Here is a 21272-nt window from a genome sequence, read left to right as displayed (position 1 = left end):
TCTGTTTGCGACAGAACCTGGTTTTTTTGTATGCGATATTAATGGCTAATTAAGCAGGCCTGATAATGTCAATTCATTGTGGCTTATTGTAATACCTGCTCCAACTAGTCGCCAGTCACGGCGGGTTCTGGCTAGGTCGTGTACGTGGCAATGTAAGGTTCATCACTATGATCAAGATCTGTCACAATGAAACAAATCGCTTTATTCAACTGCAATCAATCCAAGTATATCGGGAGAGTCTGTTTTACTAATACTAGTCCCACTAAATGGGTGAGAAGCTCTGGGTTGTTCGATTTTTCAGTTTCATGCGTAGAAACCAAGGAGCCATATATAGATCTTGCCTACAGCGCTTGACCTTCCTAATTTTCAATTCCCTCACAATGTTAAATACATGTTGAGCATTGATTTCGACTCTACAATTCTCTGGTCAGGACGAGGAATGATGCCTTATCAAATTTCAGAAGAGATAAAGGCGGGGGAATTACCCTAGAAGACATTGATCTATGAGCATTGGTGACTTTATTTTTGTGAGTTTTTGGTGCTAGAGCTAGAGCTAGAGCTGAATGAACATCCTCCCGTTATTGAATAACGGGAGGATGTTCCGCAGATAGGCTAGTTGAAAACTATGCCATCTATGAAATCTTGAACCAGTGCATTTCACGTATCAAATGCCATGCACATTGCTCCTGCTTGGCTGGGCATTAACGCAGCTGTTCACCACGATTAAGCGCTATCAGCTTATCAAGAATATGCTCACCATTCATGCGGATGCCATTGTGTTCATACTCAGACGTTAACCAATATTTGAGCTCGCCGACTCGCTTGGCGGTTTCCAGGCTGTAGTTCATTTCGACAAACATATCTTCGCTATAGATGGCTGCAGCGACGGGGACTTGGTTGTTCGCCAGGGTGTCCAAGTCATACAGCTGTGACCAATCAGATTTCTGGGCGAGTAAGTTGGCGGCATGTTTGAGTGGTTTGAGGTTAGTGAATTGCTCGAAAAACCAGGGGTAGACCATCTCTCCGGTAAAGAGGAAGGGCTTGCCCGACTCGTAATTGAATTCATCATATTGGCCACGAATGCGTTGAGCCGACCAATTTGAAGCGCTGCTTGTTGAGACTTCGCCTTTTGAAGCGTGTGTTTGACAGTAGATACTCTCATGGAGCAGGGCGAAAATGGGGTTGGTATTAAAATCCAGTAACTGACAAAATTGTGCCAGAAATAGCGGGTTTACCTGTGTGCCTGATTCGGTCTCGATAAGTGCCTGTTCAAGCAAGTAGTAGACAGACTCTGGCCCTTGCTCCATGCCTATATTGATGCCTAGCAGTTGCAGCATTTCAACGGTGAGTCGTTCACCGGTGGCGATACGGATCTCATTGTTACTGATGTGCTCGGCAAGCTGAGTGATGAGTGTCTGGGCGTCGCTAAAGCGTTTAAAGAAGTCTTGGTTTTTCGCTAATACTCGCTTATAGGTGGCTTGATATACTTCATCAGCGTGACGGGTCAGTGATGGAATGCCGCCTGTGATATAGGCTTCACTGAGCCCTTCTGGAGCATCGTTTAAGTATTTCAAGACACAAAAACCACCGAAACTTTGGCCTAGGATACTCCACTTTTTATCTGGGCTTAGCTGAGCGCGTATCGCTTCGGCATCTTTGATGATGCTATCGGCGCGAAAGTTTGTCAGGTACTGGGCTTGTTGCTCTGAGTCCATATGATTCAGGCTTAGGTAACTCACAGGTGTAGAAAGGCCTGTGCCACGTTGATCTAATAATAAGACTCTGAACTCTTGTAAAGCGCGTTTTATCCAGCCTCCATTAGCGGCGGGGCGAATCGCCCCGAATCCTGGTCCACCTTGGAAAAATACCAGATAGGGAAGCTGTTTGTCTCGGTTGTCAGGGGAAACCAACTCACGAGCGAATACGGTGATCTGCTTGCCATCAGGCTTGGCATAATCTAGGGGGAGTGAGAAACTGTGTTTTATGGCTTTTAATCCTGCAAATGTTAAGTCAGATTTCATGGCGGCCTTGTACAATAGAGTGAGAAGTTGATGCTCATTTTATCTCTCACTAGAATGGTGAGCAGAGCGTCATTATTGGCAAATTGTATACAAAATTACTGGGGATACAAAGTTTAAAAAACCTTGTGATGATGTAGAGATACTTCACGCAAATTGATCTAGATCAATTTTTGGGTATACCCGAGAGATAAAAGAGTGAACTTGGCTTAACCTTAACTTAATATATATAAAGCAGTTATAGAAAATACCAATGTCTTATAGTAAATGCCTCTTATTTAAAACAGTCATTTAAAAAAGAGTTATTTAACATTCCCGAAATAGATAGCCAGCTTAGGCGGAAACTCATGAAGTACCAGATTATTCCTGTCACACCATTTCAGCAAAATTGTAGTCTTATCTGGTGTGACCAAACCAAGGCCGCAGCTGTTGTTGATCCTGGCGGTGATATGGAGCGAATCTTGGCTGAGGTGGATAAGCTTGGGGTTAAGTTAGAAAAAGTACTATTGACTCATGGTCATATCGATCACGTCGGCGCCGCAAACGCATTGTCTGAGCATGCTGGCATTCCTATTATCGGTCCACATAAGGCCGATAGTTTCTGGTTAGATAATCTGCCAGAGCAGAGTAAACATTTTGGGTTTGTACATTGTGCCCCATTCGCACCGACGCAATATCTTGAAAGTGGTGATACCGTCACTTTAGGTGCTTTGACCTTAGAGGTGCTGCACTGTCCGGGGCACACACCGGGCCACATAGTGTTTTTTTCGGCCAGTAGCTGTACTGCATGGGTGGGCGATGTGTTATTTCATGGTTCAATTGGCCGCACCGACTTTCCTCAGTCGAATCATCAAGACTTGATAGACTCGATCACCAAAAACCTTTGGCCGTTGGGTCGTGATGTGGAGTTTATTCCTGGCCATGGACCCATTTCGACTTTCGGCACAGAGCGTGATCAAAACCCTTTCGTGGCGGATCAGCTTTTTGGCTAGAAATACCGATTAGTATTAGCACCGTATAAAAAAGTCTATAAATGGCTCCTGTAATTCAGGGGCCATTTTTATTTACTGCTTATTTCATATCATTGTGGAACAAATCGTTGCTTCTATTGCGCATGGAATGTCTTCTTCTGTGAAGGTCGATGATTTATCCGCATTGGCATTGCAGACATATTTTGCAATGCATTGGCTATTCACTCTGTTAAACATCTCTGTTAGCTTAGATTTTCTGTATCGATAACAATAAGAGACAAATGGATATGTCCTATCATATCGAAGATATTCTCTCCCATTGGCAGTCTGCGCCAAACGATGACTGGGTGTTGGCCATCATTACTCATGTGCAAGGTTCTTCTTATCGTAAACCCGGTGCCATGATGTTGTTTCACCCTTTGGGGCGTGCGATTGGCATCCTTAGTGGTGGCTGTTTAGAAGGTGACTTGAGACGCCATGCACAAATGGCGATACAGGAAAGGCAAGCCATGTTGGTGCAATATGATGCCAGCGATGAAACCGATGTGAGTTATCATTTAGGTTGCGGCGGCATCGTTGATCTCATGTTAGTGCCGCTGAGCCGAGATAACCATTATCTGCATTTTCATCAGCTTGCTGAGCAACTACATAAAGGCGAGCCCTTCTTTTATCAATTAACTCTGCCCAGAAGAGGTACTGAACTGGCTAATGTCAGCGCTAAAATTGTCGAGTATTGTGATGCCGAATTTTCAATTGATGACTTTAAGCGGACAGGGATCTTGCACACCGATAGAAGCGAGCTGGTGGTTCCTATGAGGCCTAGGTTTAGGATTGCCATATTTGGTGGCGGTTTAGATGCCCAGCCTATGGTGTCTATGGCGCTTAATCTCGGCTGGCAGATCGATCTTATCGATGAAAGAGCCAGTTATGCCAGAAATTATGATTTTCCTGGTGCCAAAATATTTAAGCACACGATAGACGATCTACCCGATAATTTTGCCGAAAGTTTAGATGGCATCATTATCATGCAACACAATCTAGACTTAGATGCTAATGCGCTCAGTTATGCTTGTCAGATCTCAGATAAAATCAAGTATACGGCGTTATTGGGGCCCGCTCACAGACGCGATAAAGTATTAGAAAAAGCTGGGCTAAACCTAGCTGATTTTAACTGCTTGTTTGCCGCACCCGCAGGCATTGCCTTGGGAGGGGAGCTTCCCGAATCTGTGGCTTTAAGTATCTTGTCTCAGTGCCACGGGGTATTCCATGAAGCTGAGCAGATTGCTCTGGATAAGGTCATGCTATGAAGGCTAAGCAAACAATGAAACCTCCATTGATCGTCTTGATGGCTGCTGGCCAGAGTCGGCGCTTCAATGGCGTTAAGCTGGCGCAGGGCATAGATGATATAGGTACTCCATTGTTGTTGGACAGTTACCGAAAGCTTAAATTTTTTAGCGATGAACTAGGTGCCGAATTGGTGGTTATCTTAGGCGCTCATGCCGATCTCTTGTCATCGGTATTACCAGGCGATGCTAAACTCGTTTATAACTCTCAGTGGCAACTGGGCATGTCCACTTCGGTCAAGGCCGCTGTTGATTATGCCCAAGAGCAGAGGGCCGAGTCTTTGATGATCTCACTTGCCGATCAGGTGGCCTTGCAGCCTGAACATTTCCATTCCTTAATAAAAGCGAGGCGTCAGGTAGACACTCGTGTGTGTGGGTTTTACCTCGGTTCCTTATCGGTTCCGGCCATTTTTCATCGAGACGATTACCCGAAGTTACTCAAATTGAGCGGTGATCGCGGGGCTAAACCTGTGTTAAATGACTTGTTTAACCATGGCAATATGGTGGCTGTAGAAATGGAGAGTGCCTCTTTCGATATTGATACCCGAGATGAGTTGCACGATTGGTTAACAGCTTGTCCATCGAAAAACGTACCGACAAAAGCAAATTCTAAATAACCATTCTGCTCAGAATAGACTAATAATTATTTTAATAAAAAGCATGCCCATCTTTCGATGTGATTGGCAAACGAGGAGTGTGTAATGTCTGATAATAATCTGACACTGAAGATAAATGGCAAGCTGTTCCAGATGGATGCCGATCCTAAGATGCCTGTGTTGTGGGCCGTACGTGACATGTTGGGATTGACCGGCACTAAATATGGCTGTGGTGCGGGCCTTTGTGGCGCTTGCACCATTCATGTTGACGGAAAACCTGCTAGAGCCTGTTTAACCAGTTTGAGCCAAGTTCAGGGTAAAGAGCTGACCACCATCGAGGGCCTTGAAGCGGATAAACTCAAGCGAGCCTGGACCGAGCATAACGTGCCTCAGTGTGGCTACTGCCAGTCAGGTCAATTGATGTCGGCGGCGGCCTTGTTAACCACTAACAGTAAGCCGAGTGACAGGGATATAGACGAAGCAATGGCGGGCAATATCTGTCGATGCGGCACCTATACCCGTATCAAATCAGCCATTAAAAGCGCATCTGATCAGAACTCTTTTACTCAGCACAGTGACGAGAGCAGTGATAATAGCCGTGTTGAACAGGAGGTGACGGCATGAGTTCATTTACTGCAACGCAGAACTTTAGCCGCCGCGATGTGCTTAAGCTTTTTGGCGCCACAGGAGGCGGTTTGGCATTGGGAGCCAGCGGACTAGGTTGGAGTCCCATGGTGATGGCGCAGAATGCTGATTCACGCCTTAACCTTTTTATTGCTATTGGCGAAGATAACAAGGTGTACTTGACCTGCCATCGCTCCGAGATGGGGCAGGGTATACGTACCGGAATACCTCAGGTGTTAGCCGATGAGCTGGGTGCCGACTGGGATAATGTGGTTGTGGTGCAGGGGCTGGCGGATAAGCGCTATGGTAGTCAAAATACCGATGGCTCCCGCAGTATTCGCAAAGGCTTCGATAAGATGCGTGAGATGGGCGCTTTGGCTAGGACTATGCTGGAGCAGGCCGCTGCAGACAGATGGCAAGTCGAGTTATCTGAAGTTTCGACCAGTAATAATCGGGTTAGTCATGCTAAATCGGGTAAGAGTGCCACCTTTGGTGAACTTGCCATGGCAGCGTCAAAAGTGAAGTTGCCAGATGTTAAAACTTTGAGCCTTAAGCCGGTGAGTGAGTACACGCATATAGGTGCGTCCCACACTATCGTCGATATGCAGGATATGCTCACGGGCAAGGCGCAATACGGTTATGACGTGCAAGTCGACGGCATGCTGTGCGCGAGCATCACACGTCCGCCTGTGTTTGGCAGTGAAGTAGCTAAACTCGATGATGCTGCAGCCCGTAAAGTGGCCGGCGTCGTGGATGTGATTCAACTGTCACCCACCAAAGGCGCCCCCATGTTTCACCCCTTGGGCGGTGTGGCTGTGATTGCCAGTAATAGCTGGAGTGCACTGGAAGGCCGTAAAGCATTGAAGATAGCGTGGTCGGCATCGAGTAATGATGACCATGACTCTCAGGTTTATTTAAATACCTTGAAAGATCGGGTCACTCAGCCCGGTAAGCTGATGCGTCAGCAAGGTAAAGAGGTCACAGACTGGCCAGCAGAAAGTACCGTCAGTGCCCTGTATACCGTGCCTTATCTGGCTCATGCGCCAATGGAAGCGCCATCGGCTACGGCGAGTGTCACCGCATCGGGATGTGAAGTGTGGGCATCGACCCAGACACCTCAAAGCGTACAGCAAAATGTGGCGGGGGCCTTAGGCTTGAAAGAGGAGCAAGTGAAGGTGAATGTCACCTTGCTTGGCGGCGGCTTTGGACGTAAGTCTAAGCCTGATTATTGTGTCGAGGCAGCGCTATTATCTAAAAAAGCGGGGAGCCCCGTTAAGGTGTGCTGGAGTCGTGAAGATGAGATCCAAAATGGCTACCTGCATGCCATCAGCGCTCAGCACTATCAGGCCAAACTTGGCAGTGACAAGATGCCAGAAGCAATACTGCAGCGCTCAGGGTTTCCAAGCATAGGGTCGACCTTTTCAGAAGGAGCTGATTACCCCGCAGGCTGGGAGTTGGACCTAGGTTTTGTCGACGTGCCGTTGGCGGTCAAGAGTCTCAGGTGCGAAGCGGTTAAGGCCGAGGCTCATACCCGTATCGGATGGATGCGCTCAGTGTGTAACATTCAGCACGCCTTCGGTATCGGCAGCTTCGTCGATGAGCTGGCGGTGAAAGCCAATAAGCCCTGCACTGTGATGTGGAAAGCGCTGTTAGGTGAGGTTCGTCAAGAGACCTTCGCCAATCAAGCATTCAAATACGGTAACTATGGTGAAGACTTAGCGCGTCATCCTGTAGACATAGCCAGATATCGTGGTGTCATCGATGCGGTCGAGCAGGCCATGGATAAGGCTGGCGTTGCGGGTAAAAATCAAGGCTGGGGCTTTGCGGTCCACAGAAGCTTCACCGCTTTCGTGGCGACGGCTTTATTAGTCCAAGTCTCAGAGGATAAGCAGCTGAAAGTATTAAAGGCGATATCTGCCATAGATGCAGGCACTGTGGTCAATCCCGATAGAGTGAAGTCACAGACCGAAGGCGCTGTCATGTTTGGCTTGAGCCTTGCCATGATGGGGGAAATTGATTTTAAGGATGGTCACGTGGTGCAGTCGAATTTTCATGATTATCCCATGTTGAGAATGCCCCAATGTCCTGAAATCGAGACTATCGTCATCGAGTCAGAAGCGCCGCCTGCAGGTGTGGGCGAGCCAGGTGTCCCTCCGGTCGCGCCTAGCCTGACCAATGCCATATTTGCGGCCTCTGGAATGAGAATACGTGACTTGCCTGTGAGTAAGCTGCTTACTGTGTAGCAGGTGTTCACGCTCAAAGCTCCCTCGATGAAAAAATGCCAGTCAGTTTGACTGGCATTTTTTATTTTTATTAGTATTATCAATGTTCTAAATAAATTATTGGATGTGAAACTTGGTAGAGAACGGCAATCAGCCTGATGTCATCATCGTCGGCACAGGCCCGGGCGGGGCAAGCGTGGCTAAAAAACTGGCTGAAGCGGGTCAGTCTGTGGTGATGCTGGAGTGGGGTGATGATGCGCCACTGACTGGTCAATTATCTCAGATGGTGAAGATAGCCGGTATTCCAGGCAAGGGAGCCTTGATGCATGCCGACATGTCGTTGCTGATGCGGGGCATTACCGTCGGCGGCAGTTCGGCGATTAACTTCGCGACAGCCATGGCACCGCCGTTAGCCATGTTTCAAAAGTACGGTATAGACTTGACACAAGACTTAGCGGCCATGAGTCAAGCACTGCCTATCAATACCTTGCCCGATCATCTTATCGGTCCCTTAGCCAAGCGGATTAGCCTGGGGGCGTCATCCCTTGGGCACGATTGGCAAAAGTTGCAGAAATTTGTCCATATCGATAAGTGCCGTTCATCTTGCCACCGCTGCAGTTATGGTTGCCCTTTCGATGCCAAGTGGACGGCGCGTGAATTTGTCGATGACTCGTTACACAGTAATGCAGTATTAATCACTAAGGCCAAGGTGAGCCGGGTACTTCATCGAGGTGGCCGTGTTATTGGCGTGGAATATCATCAAGCAGGCAGCGTACATACTCTGCTCGCCGACAAGGTGATTCTTGCGGCGGGTGGTGTAGGCTCGCCGAGGATATTGCAAAACTCATGTTTAGAGCAATCGGGCTTAGCAGCACTGGGTTTAGATCAGACAGATTTTGGCCAAGCTGGTAAAGGTTACTTTGTCGACCCTGTGATAGCCGTGATGGGCACTGTGGATGATCTTAACTGCAGCAGTGAACAGGCTGCAGGTCAAGAGATCCCCATGGCCGCTGGCATGCACTTAAGCGATGAGGGCATAACGCTTTCAGATCTCACTTTACCTAAGCCTCTGTATTTGGCGTTTGCTACGCAAGTGGGCCGCTTAGACAGACTTATGGCTCATGAAAAAACTTTGAGCATCATGGTGAAGGTCAAAGATGATCTGGGTGGTAACATAGGTCCGAAATGGCTTAATAAGTCGCTGACAGATATGGATCGACAGCGTTTGGCTACCGGGACTGAGCTTGCCCGCAGTATTCTCAAACAGGCGGGGGCGACCAAGATATTTAATAGCCATCATTTTGCTGCGCATCCCGGAGGCGGCGTTAAAATTGGTGAGTTAGTGGATGAAAACTTAGAGACGCGAGTGAAAGGCTTGTTTGTCTGTGACGCCTCGGTCATTCCTGAATCTTGGGGGCTTCCTCCGAGTTATACGCTGCTGTGTTTAGGCCATCGTCTCGGTCGGTATCTATCAGGGAACTAGGAACATAGAATTAGGAACGAGATAGGGTCTTCGTCTGTGGTTGCATAGGTCATTCTTACTATCACCGAAATTTTTGATTAAGACTTGAATAAATTTTAGTCTTTTTACTACATTTCGTTTTCTTCGTTGTCAGCTCATATTGGTGAAAATGCCGCTAAAATCGCATTTTGGCGCAAATAAGCAGCAGTTAATACTGAGTTTATGTCCTAGATCCTATTTTTGTTTTACAAAAGGGAGTAATTTAATCAACAAAATGGTCAATCAAACAATAAGAATTGGCCTTCTTCCTATGTAATGAGGGGTCAATACATGGAAAATCGTTGGCAAATTGCCATTTCGGCGGGTCTACTTGCGGCTGTTTGGGCCGGCGTCGCCGATGCATTCAGCCTAGTCACTTGGATAGGCTTTCTAGCCTGTAGTACCTATTTCGCTCAAACTAAACCGGGTTTTCAAGGCGTACTGATAAGTTGGGCAACGAATCTGTCTGGTGTGTTTTGGGCTTGGATTGTTATCAGCGGCAGTGGTTATTTTGAGTCGCCTTTTGTGGGCTATCTGCTCACTGGAATTGTCACAGCAGCCATGTGCCTGCAAGCCAGTTATCATAAACTTGCCTTCATTCCTGGCGCCTTTATTGGTTGCTGCATTACCTTCGCTATGGCAGGCGATATTGCTAATATATTGCCTGCATTAATACTGGGCGCATTGCTCGGTTACTCCATGACCTTATTTACCGGACAACTTGTTAGTCTGACTCACAAGTGGCGAACGTTCATGGGGACGTCAAACACAAATAAAGTCACCGCACAAACGAACACAAGCGAATAGCAAGGTTAGATTGTGTCGCTTATTAAAGAGTGATTAGCCGAACTAGGACCAGGTTACTAATATGAAACAAATTGAATTTAGAAAAATAGACGCCTTGATGATCAAGCTCAGCCTGAACGGTAAGTTTTGGCTAGTGTGTTCTCTGGTGGCACTGATCACAGCCAGTATCGCTTTGGTTAATTTGAATTATGTAAAAGAACATGCAGTACAAAGCTCTCAAGTTCGAGCCCAGTCTATGGTCGATGCCTTTGCGTCTGTAGCCAATGCTCAGGGGCTAAAAAATAATGAACTACGTCAGTTTGCCACTGAGCAAGGTCTGCGAGTGGTCAGTCGCATCAGCTCATCTCGTCAGGGGGATAATGTGACTGTCACTTCAGCCGTTGGCAGCCAATATTTGCAACTCAATACGCGTGTGGCCGATTGGGAAGCCAAGGCTTTGAGTGATGCTAACGTTATGCTTTGGATTGCTCTGGCAGGTTTATTGCCCCTGTTTCAATTGAGTTATTGGATCTCAACCTCTTTAGGTGGAGGCTTGTGGGATATGTATATCGCGATTAAGCGTTTGGCCGATGGCGATCTAACTCAAAGACTTAATTTTTTCGGTAAAGATGATTTCTCTATGATCGCTACCGAGATAGATCGTAGCGCAGATAACATGAGTGAGATGGTCACTGCGATAGGTAACAATGCCGCGACTTTGGCTCAAGCTGCCGATGAATTTAATCAGCAGGCAAAACAGAGTGACGAGTTAATCGGTTTCCAGCATCAGTTTTTAGATACCGTGGCTGTGGCCATGGATCAGATGACCGCTGCTATCGAAGAAGTATCACGCAATGCGGCTAATACCTCTGAGCAGACCAAGGCCAATTCACATCAAGCAGAAGAGAGCAAAGTGCGCATCACAGATGCGGTTGAGCGTATCTCGGGGCTTGTGGCTAAGATAGGGGCTGCATCTGACTCGGTGTCTCAGTTGTCAAGTAACGCCTCTGAGATAGGAGCGGTAGTGACCACCATTAACAGCATCTCTGAGCAGACGAATCTACTCGCGCTGAATGCTGCCATTGAGGCGGCTCGTGCCGGTGAGCAAGGGCGCGGCTTTGCCGTGGTCGCCGATGAAGTGAGAACCCTAGCGGGCCGAACGCAACAGGCGACGGTGGAGATCCAGTCTATGATTGAAGGCTTGCAGTCTGGCTCGACTAAATTGACTCGGGTGACTGAGGAGATAGTCGAGCAGGCCGATCAGGGGCGAGGCGCTATAGTCTCTGTGGGTGAAGATGTGGATTCTATGGCGGCATCGACAAACGATGTTTTCGATATGAGTTCACAAATTGCCGCATCTGCTGAAGAGCAGAGTGTCTCTGCACGTGATATTGCCATGCAACTCAATGATATACGCGAACAGTCGGAGACGATTAAGCAAACGGCCCAGCGTTCAGTCTCATTGGCCGCAGAGCTGCAGCATTCATCTACCGCGTTAGATGGTATTTTACAGCAGTATAAAACCAGCTAATTCTTCATTTGAGCACGAATAAAAAGCAAAACCTTGGTTTTGTTTTTTTATTGCCTATTATTTATCTTATGAGTGTGATTCTTCTAAATAAATACTTGATTGTTAGTTTTATGTGAAATTTATTTCTGTCTATTCCGTTCTTTATACCAGCGGGACAACCGCGGGTGAAACGATATCTTGTTGTCTTTTACCTGTTAGCGTTTCTTTGTGATGACTAATTCTGTAATAACGAGAGTTGAGGTTGATGTGATAAATAGACGGGAAGTATTACTCTTCGGTGGACTTTTTTTAGGTCCCTTTGCGATGTCAAGTTTCACAGTGAATGCTGAAACGATCAGACTCGTGGATCCGGCCGGCGAGGCGATGGAGAATATGGTGGTCTACCTGCAGCCTAAACACCTTGATGGGTCTAAGTCAGAAGTTGCGATGGATAATATGGCGGCGCCATTGGAGGTCCACCAGAGAAACAAGCAATTCACCCCTTATATTACTGTGGTGCAGAAAGGCTACGAGCTGCAATTCGTCAACGATGATGATATTACTCATCATATTTACTCAGCGGCTGGCCCCAAACGTTTCTCCTTTAAATTACGTAAAGATAACGCCACCAAGACCATGGTGTTTGATCAGGTTGGCCATGTCTCTATGGGATGCAATGTTCATGACTGGATGAGTGGCCATCTGCTGGTGGTCGACACACCGTACTTTGGCTTAACCGATGAGATGGGATGGGTCAGTTTTGAGAACGCTGCTGACGCCGATTATACCTTAGTGATCTGGCATCCTCAGCTATTAACCCGTGATAACACTCTGTCACAGGAGGTGACTCTACCGCTGACAAAGGCGTTATCTATTACAGTTTCAGCCTTGATGGGGGATATTCCGTCCCAGAAGAGTCTCGATGACTTTGAGTTTTTGGAAGGCTATTGATGTTCGGTATATTCAATCGAATACAGACACGCATATTTGCCTTTTTCGTGATCTTATTGATCGCGGTGCAGGCAATCTCGTTTTCCATCACGTTTTACGCCAATAAACGCCTAGAGCAAGAGCAGTTAAGAAACCAACTCTCGGTGGCCGAGTTGGTGTTTAAATCCGAGTATAACGACCGTAATTATTACCTTTCAGCTTTCGCAGATACTGCGGCTAAAGACTTTGGCCTCAAAGATATCTTTATCGATGGCGATAGCCGCAGTTTTTTAGTAGCACTGAATAATCACAGAAAGCGTATCAATGCAGATATCGCTATCGCCGTGGATATCGAAGGCGAGATTATTGGTGAGCTGATGCTCAAGACCAAAGGGATGGAGAAGGGAAAGGTTCGAGTAGGCCCCGAGCAAGGTGAAGCATTCCGCTTCCAACTGGATAGCGAGTTGCAGGGAGTCAAGCCTTTATATCCTTTGGAAGATAATATATACCAGATAAAATTTGCTCCCTTAACCAGTGGGGCTAACAATGTCATTGGTTGGGTGGGCTTTGGCTTCATCATCGGTGATGAATTAGCGCGTTCATTACAGATGAAAACCGGACTCAATGCGGGTTTTATGGTGACATCTGCGGGGGAAAAAAATCAATTAGTCAGCTTGTCTGCCGAACAATTAAATGCCGATGATTATCAGGCTGTGTCTGATTATATCCAAGACGGTCAGCTTAATGATGAATATGTGCTGTGGCATGAAGCACTCGGGGAGGTAAACGAGAAGCAGCTGCATGCATTCATGTATTTAACCCGTTATGACGTACTCGAGTCGTTTCAGAAGCAATGGCTACAACAATTGGGCTTAATTCTATTGATGCTGCCCATCTCCCTGTTACTGGCTTTCGTTATCTCCAGTGGTGTGACTAAACCGATTAAATTATTGATTGAGCAGGCGCGATATATCGCCAAGGGAAACTACAACTCTAAGGTGCAGGTGGGCAATAGCATAGAGATGCAAGACTTGGCCGAAGAGTTTACTGTGATGCAGCAGGCGATTCTCAGTCGTGAAAGTAAGATTGCCTTTCAGGCCTATCATGATCCTCTGACTAACTTATCTAACAAGAACGAACTTGAACGTGTGACTCAGCCCTGGTTTGAAGCTAAGTCGGCCGTGGCTATCTGTTTGATTAACATTAAGCGCATGACTGAGGTGAACGGCACCTTAGGGCATGTGGTGGGAGATGAGGTTATAAAAGAGATCGGCAGGCGCCTGTCTTCCATCGATGATATCACTCTCGTGTGCCGTATGAGCGGCGATGAATTTGTCTTAGCCTTTAAAGACACCTTTCCCAAGGCACTGCGCAGCTTGCTGGCTAAGGTGCAGAAAAATATCGAAGCTGAATATCGCTATCAAGACATCTCCTTGCATCTGCAGTTGACCATAGGCGTGAGTTTTGTTCATTACCCCAGTGATTTAGAAACTTTGCTCCGTCAAGCCGATACGGCGATGCAACATGCTAAGAAGAATAAACTAGAGCAACAGATCTACAATCAACAGATCGATGTGAATACTTTAGAGCGATTGCAGCTGATCAACGAACTCAAATCAGCCATACAGCACGGGGAATTGGTGCTCTTTTACCAGCCTAAGCTAGATTTAACCCTGAATAAGGTGACTCACGTGGAGGCGCTGGTGCGTTGGCTGCATCCAGATAGGGGAATGATCCCTCCCGATGAGTTTATTCCTATTGCCGAGCAGATGGGCCAGATGAATGCTTTAACCCGTTGGGTGATGAATGAAGCTATCGATCAATACCTGAGTTGGAAAGACCAAGGTATAGACTTAGGCATCGCGATAAATATCTCGGCGGAAAACTTAAAAGATACGAATTTTTGTCAGTATGTGCTGGATGTTATATCAGACAGGAGTGTACCCATTGAGGCGTTAACTTTAGAGATCACCGAAGATGCCGTGGTGTCTGATCCCGAGAATGCCATCAAGCAACTCAGGGTACTGAAGCAGTATGGCCTTAAATTATCTATCGATGATTACGGCACAGGTTACTCATCATTGGCTCAGCTTAAGCAGTTGCCTGTGGATGAGTTAAAGATAGACAAGTCTTTTGTGCAAAACCTGATGGTTAATTTAGACGACCAAATCATAGTGAACTCGACCTTGCAGTTAGCCCACAGCTTAGGTTTACGTGTCGTCGCCGAAGGCATTGAAGATGAGGGCGCTCTAAAATGGCTCGCCGAGAGAGGCTGTGAGATGGGGCAAGGCTATTATTTGTCTAAGCCGGCCGATGCCGATACCTTAGTCGCTTGGTTGGTAAATTCTGGTTACTAGCCGTCATGTTTACTTTTTAAGGATTGAAGCCTATCGGCAACAAGTGCAATACAGAGGAGCATGGATGAAATATTGGGTATGGATACTGAGTTTATACTCGTCGGTGGGATTCGCTGCCGAGCAGAGTTTCTCGGGGATCATAGATGTCAGGGCCAGTTATACCGACGGCATCACCTCCTATGTTGATGGTGGGCTTGGCAAGTTTAGATACAATCCTGATGGTCAGCTCTCACTGGCACAGGCGGGTGTGAGTTATGATATCGATTGGGATAACCCGCTCTCAGCACATGTGGTAGCTAATGCTTATTGGGATGGCGTGGAGGATAATATCGGCATTACCGAGGCCTATTTTAAATACAAGGGTTTGCCTTGGAACAATGGATTACGTTTGTCAGGCAAACTCGGGGTTATGTATCCTGAAATCTCTATGGAAAATATTGCCACCGCCTGGTCTTCTCCCTATACCTTAACGTATTCAGGAATTAACAGTTGGTTAGGTGAAGAGGTGCGCCATATCGGTGCTCAGTTAAGCCTGGACTATCTGGGTAAGTTTCATGATTCCCGCCATGACTTTACTCTCTCCGCCGAATTCTTTCAAAATAACGATACCACAGGGGCCATGTTGGCCTGGCACGGCTGGACTAACAGTTCACGTCAGACGCTTTGGCAAGAGAAACTCCCCTTGAGCGAACTTCCCAGTCTGGATGGCGGTTCATTAAGTTCACAGGCAAAAGAGTCAGATCCTTTCTTAGAGCTAGATGATCGCATCGGCTATCATGTGAAGACTCAGTGGCGCATGCAGGGGCTGGGGCGACTGGAAGTGGGATATTATGATAATGATGCCGATACGAGAGTAGTGAAACAGGGTCAATATGCCTGGTTGACTCAGTTTGTGCATATGGGCACCAAGTGGCGTCTGCCCTATAACATGGAGGTTATCGCTCAATATATGAAAGGAGATACCTTGATGCAGTCTCCCTATGGCATGAACATAGTCGATAACGGTTTTTATTCGGCATTTATCTTGCTCAGTCATAGATGGCAGAAACACAGGTTATCGGCTCGTTTCGAAGATTTTAGTGTCACAGACGATGATTTAACATTTGATGATGATAACAGCGAGGAGGGTCAAGCTATGACACTTTCTTATAGTTATCAATTCAGTAAAGGTTGGTTTATGCAGGCAGAATATAACCGTATCGACTCAGAACGAGCTGCCCGGGTCGAACAAGGTTATGCCAAAGACTTAGTCGAACAGCAATGGCAGCTGGCGAGTCGTTATTATTTTTAAAGAAGATCCTAGAACCTAGGTCCTAGGATCTGTAAATTATAACGCTGCAGCGACTTCGGTACCTTGCTTAATCGCCCGCTTTGCATCTAGCTCGGAAGCAATATCTGCACCGCCAATCAGGGTCACTTTCACCTTGTTGGCCTCAAGCTTGGCTTGCATGGCTCTGTGTGAGTCTTGCCCGGCGCAGATGATGATGTTATCCACCTCGAGCAGCTGCTCTTCACCTTCGATAGAGATATGCAGGCCCCTATGATCAATCTTATTGTACTGCACACCTTTAATCATCTTCACGCCCTTGTTTTTCAGCACGGTTCTGTGGATCCAGCCTGTACTCTTACCTAGGCCAGCTCCTACTTTCGAAGACTTACGTTGCAGCAAAAAAATCTCCCGCGGCGAGGGCTCACATTGTGGTTCGATTAAACCGCCCGGTGTCGATCCGCTAAGGTCCACTCCCCACTCTTTCATATAGGCATCTTTATCTAAGCTAGTTGACGGTCCTTGATGGGAGAGATATTCACCCACATCGAATCCTATGCCGCCAGCGCCTATGATGGCCACGCGCTTGCCTACCGGTTTTTTATCTCTTAGTACATCTAAGTAGTTCAGTACCTTGTCGCTAGTAATTCCTGGAATGTCCAGTTGACGTGGGATGATACCGGTTGCCAGTAATACTTCATTGAATCCAATCAAGTCTTCTTCGCGGGGTCTGGTATTGAGCCTGACATTGACGCCGGTGAGCTCGAGTTGTTTCTTAAAGTACCTGATGGTTTCGCTGAACTCCTCTTTACCCGGTACTTGCATGGCAATATTGAACTGACCGCCAATCTTGTCATCGGCCTCGAACAGGGTGACATTGTGTCCACGTCTGGCTGCGGTCGTTGCCGCGGCCAGACCCGCGGGTCCTGCGCCAACCACGGCGATTTCCTTGCTTTGCTTGGTGGGCTTTATAATCAGTTCGGTCTCATGGCAGGCCTGGGGGTTCACCAGACAAGACACGAGTTTCATCTGGAAAATATGATCTAAACAGGCCTGATTACAACCTATACAGGTGTTGATCTCATCGGATTTTCCCGCTTGAGCTTTGGCCATGAAGTCAGGATCGGCAAGCATAGGCCGGGCCATGGAGATTATGTCGGCATTACCCTCGGCGAGGATCTCTTCGGCGACTTCCGGGGTATTGATGCGGTTGGTGGTACAAAGCGGAATGCTCACCTCTTTCTTCATGCGTTTGGTGAGTTCGACGAAGGCGCCTCTGGGGACGCTGGTGGCTATGGTGGGAACCCGTGCCTCATGCCAGCCAACACCTGTGTTGATAATCGTCGCGCCAACCTTTTCGATGCCCTTAGCCAGCTCGACTACCTCTTGCCAGGTACTGCCGCCTTCGACTAAGTCGAGCATGGAGAGCCTGAAGATGATGATAAACGCTTCACCAACCGCTTCACGGGTTCTGCGAACTATTTCTAACGCCAGTCGGGTGCGGTTTTCATAGCTGCCACCCCAACGGTCGGTTCTGTGATTGGTGCGCTTACAGATGAATTGGTTGATGAAGTAACCTTCGGACCCCATTATCTCGACGCCATCGTAACCCGCTTTTTGAGAGTTGAGGGCGCAGTTGACGAAGTCCTGGATCTGTTTCTCTATGCCTGCTTCATCCAGCTCTCTGGGAACAAACTGGTTGATTGGTGCCTGCAAGGGTGAACAACTCACCAGTTTAGGGTGGTAGGCGTAACGTCCTGTATGCAAAATTTGCAAACAGATCACGCCATCTTCTTTATGCACGGCTCGGGTAATTAACCTGTGCTTCTCGATATCTTCATCTGTGGCTATCATGGTGGCATTGGGCATGCCGCCGCCTTCGATATTTGGGGCGAAACCGCCGGTAACTATCATGCCTATCCCACCGGCTGCTCGAGCGGCGTAGTAGGTTGCCATGCGCTCGAACCCGTTGGGGGCTTCTTCTAAGTTCGTGTGCATCGAGCCCATCAAGCTGCGATTCTTAATTGTACGAAAACCTAAATCTAGTGGTGCCATTAAATGTGGATAGGAGTTGCTCATCTCTCTTCCCTTTTATTATTTATTCTTGGTTAAAGATAGAGCTAATGATAGCATTGGCCAATGACTAAAGATTACAAATTAATGACTGTTGTTTGCGTCATGAATGATTTTTTACATGGTGAACGAGTATGAAGCTAGGTGATATTTCGGTTTCTTATATTGAGATCATGCTCAAGGCTATGGAGCACCTTGAGGTTGAGTGCGATGAAATATTGGATAAATATTCTATTGATTCAATATCGTTAGCTTCACCCGATGCCAGGGTGAGTATTCCTAAATTTATGCGTCTGGGTCATGACTGTATACAAGCCTGTGAATTACCTTGGCTTGGGCTGGTTATGGGAGAAGTCACCACGGCCACCAATTTGGGGATGGCAGGCTTACTGGCACTTAGCGCCCAAGATCTCAGGCAGGCCTGTGAGCTGATAGCCACCTTTGAGCCTCTCAATAAATACAATTCCAGAGGCCAATCGCAATTTTTTGTGAATCAGGCATTTGGTATGGAGCAGGATAGGTTTCTGGAACTGAGTCGGGAGTATGGCGTTGTGCAAGGCCAAGGGGTGCTGATGTTTTATTCCATCAAGCCCTATAACGATTACAACTATTTCGTTGTCGATTCCGTTTTGTCTGGTTGGTGCCAGATAATCCAAGCTCTGAGTGGCAAAAATGACGGGATTGAAAAAGTCTGCTTCGAGTTTCCAGCGCCAGTTTATGCAGAAAAATACCATGAGTTGTTTAAATGCCCAGTACTGTTTGAACAAGCGAGTAATTATATCGTCATCAAAGCCGAGGCATTAGCTTGGTCTTGTATCAATCGAAGCGCGCCAACCTTTGAGTTACTTCGAAGAGGTGCAGATGAAGAGCTGGAAAAAGTGCGTTTGGGATTGAGTTTTCATGAGAAGGTCAGCCGTGTCATTGGCCCTCTGCTAGACGGGAGTACACCGACACTGGAACAAGTCTCGGAGCAGCTGAACATGGCTCCCTGGACCGTCAGGCGCAAACTGGTGGAGGAGGGCGGCAGCTTTCAACAAACCTTGAATGATACTCGCCGCACCTTAGCCATAAGTTATGTACAGGATACGGCGTTAACCTTAGGTGAAATCGCTTACCTGCTAGGTTTTGGCTCACCTACTGCTTTTCAGCGAGCCTTTAAACGTTGGACGGGCGAAGCGCCTGGGCGCTTCAGAACGGCAAATATAAGTCCAAATAAAGAGAAATAGAAGATAGATACGGCTATAGAAACAGACACCCTAAGCGCTCTGTTTGCTCGCTTCCTCTGTTGCTCTGCTATCATCTTTTAGTTTGCGCCGAAGAATTTTTCCCACAGGCGACATGGGCAACTCGCTTCTAAACTCAAATTGACGAGGGATTTTATAGCCAGTGAGCTTGTTCTTGCAGAACGCTCTGATCTCTTCTCCTGTCAGTGAGGCATTGTCTTGTATAACAACATAGAGCTTAACCGCCTCACCGGTTTTAGTATCTTCAACACCGATAGCGGCGCAGTTAACCACATCAGGATGAGTGGCCACTACGCCTTCTATCTCATTGGGAAATACGTTAAAACCAGAAACTATGATCATGTCTTTGACTCGGTCGACTATGCTGACGAAACCATCTTCATCGATAATGGCGATATCACCGGTGAGCAGCCATTGCCCGTCTTGAGTGAATGACTCACGGGTGGCCTTAGGGCGATTCCAGTAGCCTTTCATCACTTGAGGACCTTTGACGCAGAGCTCACCTCGCTCGCCAACCGACACCTCTTCACCGAGTGCATCTATGCACTTGAGCGCCGTGTGTTGCAGCGCTTGACCCACGGTGCCTAATCGCTCTAAACCATTAATTGGATTCATGCATACGGCGGGTGAACATTCGGTCAGGCCATAAGCCTCGGAGATGCCAACGCTGGTGAGCGCTTTCCAGCGCTTGGCGGTATCGTCCATCAGGGCTGTGCCGCCGGACAGGGTAAATTTCATCTCACTAAAATCGATTTGTTTGAAACTCGGACTTTCCATCAGGGAAACGAATAGCGTGTTCAGCCCCATCAGGCCATTTATTTTAAAAGGTTTCATCGCCTTGATGAAGGTTTCGGTATCTCTTGGGTTAGCGATAAGTATGCTGTGCTGACCCAGTCTGAAAAATGCCATTAGATGCACAGTAAAAGAGTAGATATGGTACAGGGGCAAAGGAGCGACCATGATCGCTTGTCCATCATCCAGCATAGGCGCGCCGTGTTCATCATGCTGATGTGTCACTACGCCAGCTTGGAGCATATTTGCGATGATGTTGGTATTAGTGAGCTCGGCGCTCTTGGCGACACCTGTAGTGCCTCCTGTGTACTGTAGGACTATGGTGTCGTCTGGTTTATCGAGATGGGCAGGGGTAAATCCCTTGCCTAAATGCTGTTTCAGGACTTTTCTAAATGACACCGCCTGAGGCAAGTGGTAATTGGGAACCATCTTCTTGATGTGTTTGACTGTGGAGTTGATCAATACGCGCTTCACTGGGGGCAGCATATCGGCAAGGCTGGTGGTGATGATCAATTCGAGACTCGTTTCTGTCTGAATGTTCTCAACCGACTTGGCGAAGATATCCATACACAGAAGGGCTTTTGCGCCTGAATCATTAAACTGATGAATCATCTCAGGTTCGGTATACAAGGGATTGGTATTGACTATACGCAGTCCCGCCCGTAATGCACCAAACACGGCGATGGGGTATTGTAGGGTATTGAGCATCTGAATGGCGATAGCATCGCCAGGAACCAGCGAGGTTTGGTTTTGCAGGTAATGGGCGAATGCGGCACTGTAATGGTTAATGTCTTTATAGCTAAGAGTGTGGCCCAAACTGGTAAATGCCGGATTATCTTCGTACTTGGTAAAGGCTTCTTCGATGGCTTCAATAGCCGAGCCGTATTGTTTTAAGTCTATGGAATCAGAGATCCCCGGGGCGCGTTTACCATTCCAAAACGATGCTTCCATACTTGCCTCAATGCTTGTCGCGTTCCTGTCTTCTAGTGATACTAGTGAACAGTGCGCGTATTTTTAGTTTTTATTAGCGATTATTTA

15 protein-coding genes are annotated in these 21272 nt (G+C 47.3%); 12 read left to right on the top strand and 3 right to left on the bottom strand.

Annotated elements, in window-relative coordinates:
* Positions 1 to 701: 701 nt before the first annotated feature.
* Entirely contained in the window at positions 702 to 2021 is a 1320-nt protein-coding gene (locus tag sps_RS08410) for an alpha/beta fold hydrolase (RefSeq protein WP_077752123.1), read from the bottom strand.
* Between the two features lie 344 nt (positions 2022 to 2365).
* On the opposite strand from sps_RS08410, the gene sps_RS08405 reads away from it, so the two are divergent.
* The 11 genes from sps_RS08405 to sps_RS08355 all read left to right on the top strand — a co-directional run bounded on the left by sps_RS08405 (position 2366) and on the right by sps_RS08355 (position 16149).
* The gene (locus sps_RS08405; protein ID WP_077752122.1) at positions 2366 to 3010 is read left to right on the top strand and encodes an MBL fold metallo-hydrolase; all 645 of its coding nucleotides are present in this window, start codon (positions 2366 to 2368) and stop codon (positions 3008 to 3010) included.
* A 266-nt stretch (positions 3011 to 3276) separates the two neighbouring features.
* Positions 3277 to 4296, top strand: coding sequence for an XdhC family protein (locus sps_RS08400; RefSeq protein ID WP_077755605.1), 1020 nt, complete (start codon positions 3277 to 3279; stop codon positions 4294 to 4296).
* Between the two features lie 14 nt (positions 4297 to 4310).
* Positions 4311 to 4949: a nucleotidyltransferase family protein gene (locus sps_RS08395; protein WP_169915715.1), complete on the top strand. Its 639-nt coding sequence runs from the start codon at positions 4311 to 4313 to the stop codon at positions 4947 to 4949.
* 84 nt (positions 4950 to 5033) lie between these two features.
* Positions 5034 to 5552: a (2Fe-2S)-binding protein gene (locus tag sps_RS08390; RefSeq protein WP_218919640.1), complete on the top strand. Its 519-nt coding sequence runs from the start codon at positions 5034 to 5036 to the stop codon at positions 5550 to 5552.
* Positions 5549 to 7795, top strand: coding sequence for a xanthine dehydrogenase family protein molybdopterin-binding subunit (locus tag sps_RS08385; protein ID WP_077752120.1), 2247 nt, complete (start codon positions 5549 to 5551; stop codon positions 7793 to 7795). Before sps_RS08390 ends, sps_RS08385 begins: the two co-directional genes overlap by 4 nt.
* 112 nt (positions 7796 to 7907) lie before the next feature.
* Positions 7908 to 9257, top strand: coding sequence for a GMC family oxidoreductase N-terminal domain-containing protein (locus sps_RS08380; protein ID WP_077752119.1), 1350 nt, complete (start codon positions 7908 to 7910; stop codon positions 9255 to 9257).
* 309 nt (positions 9258 to 9566) lie between these two features.
* Positions 9567 to 10082: a DUF1097 domain-containing protein gene (locus sps_RS08375; protein ID WP_077752118.1), complete on the top strand. Its 516-nt coding sequence runs from the start codon at positions 9567 to 9569 to the stop codon at positions 10080 to 10082.
* 61 nt (positions 10083 to 10143) lie between these two features.
* Positions 10144 to 11592, top strand: coding sequence for a methyl-accepting chemotaxis protein (locus tag sps_RS08370; protein WP_077752117.1), 1449 nt, complete (start codon positions 10144 to 10146; stop codon positions 11590 to 11592).
* 303 nt (positions 11593 to 11895) lie between these two features.
* On the top strand, positions 11896 to 12522 hold the full coding sequence (locus sps_RS08365; protein WP_077752116.1) for a cupredoxin domain-containing protein: 627 nt from the start codon (positions 11896 to 11898) through the stop codon (positions 12520 to 12522).
* Complete coding sequence (locus tag sps_RS08360) at positions 12522 to 14858, top strand: bifunctional diguanylate cyclase/phosphodiesterase (protein WP_077752115.1); 2337 nt, start codon at positions 12522 to 12524, stop codon at positions 14856 to 14858. Before sps_RS08365 ends, sps_RS08360 begins: the two co-directional genes overlap by 1 nt.
* Positions 14859 to 14922: 64 nt before the next feature.
* Complete coding sequence (locus tag sps_RS08355; RefSeq protein ID WP_077752114.1) at positions 14923 to 16149, top strand: hypothetical protein; 1227 nt, start codon at positions 14923 to 14925, stop codon at positions 16147 to 16149.
* A 36-nt stretch (positions 16150 to 16185) separates the two neighbouring features.
* Here sps_RS08355 and sps_RS08350 read toward each other — a convergent pair whose 3' ends face one another.
* A complete protein-coding gene (locus sps_RS08350) occupies positions 16186 to 18204 on the bottom strand; it encodes an NADPH-dependent 2,4-dienoyl-CoA reductase (protein WP_077752113.1) in 2019 nt (672 codons plus the stop codon).
* Between the two features lie 128 nt (positions 18205 to 18332).
* On the opposite strand from sps_RS08350, the gene sps_RS08345 reads away from it, so the two are divergent.
* Positions 18333 to 19424, top strand: coding sequence for an AraC family transcriptional regulator (locus sps_RS08345; protein WP_077752112.1), 1092 nt, complete (start codon positions 18333 to 18335; stop codon positions 19422 to 19424).
* 30 nt (positions 19425 to 19454) lie between these two features.
* On the opposite strand, the gene sps_RS08340 is transcribed toward sps_RS08345, so the two are convergent.
* Entirely contained in the window at positions 19455 to 21185 is a 1731-nt protein-coding gene (locus sps_RS08340; RefSeq protein WP_077752111.1) for an AMP-binding protein, read from the bottom strand.
* Positions 21186 to 21272: the final 87 nt, after the last annotated feature.

The sequence above is a fragment of the Shewanella psychrophila genome (assembly GCF_002005305.1).
Taxonomy (GTDB): Bacteria; Pseudomonadota; Gammaproteobacteria; order Enterobacterales; family Shewanellaceae; genus Shewanella; species Shewanella psychrophila.
The sequence above is the reverse complement of the archived record's forward strand: the minus strand, read 5'-3'. Positions and strand labels throughout refer to the sequence as shown.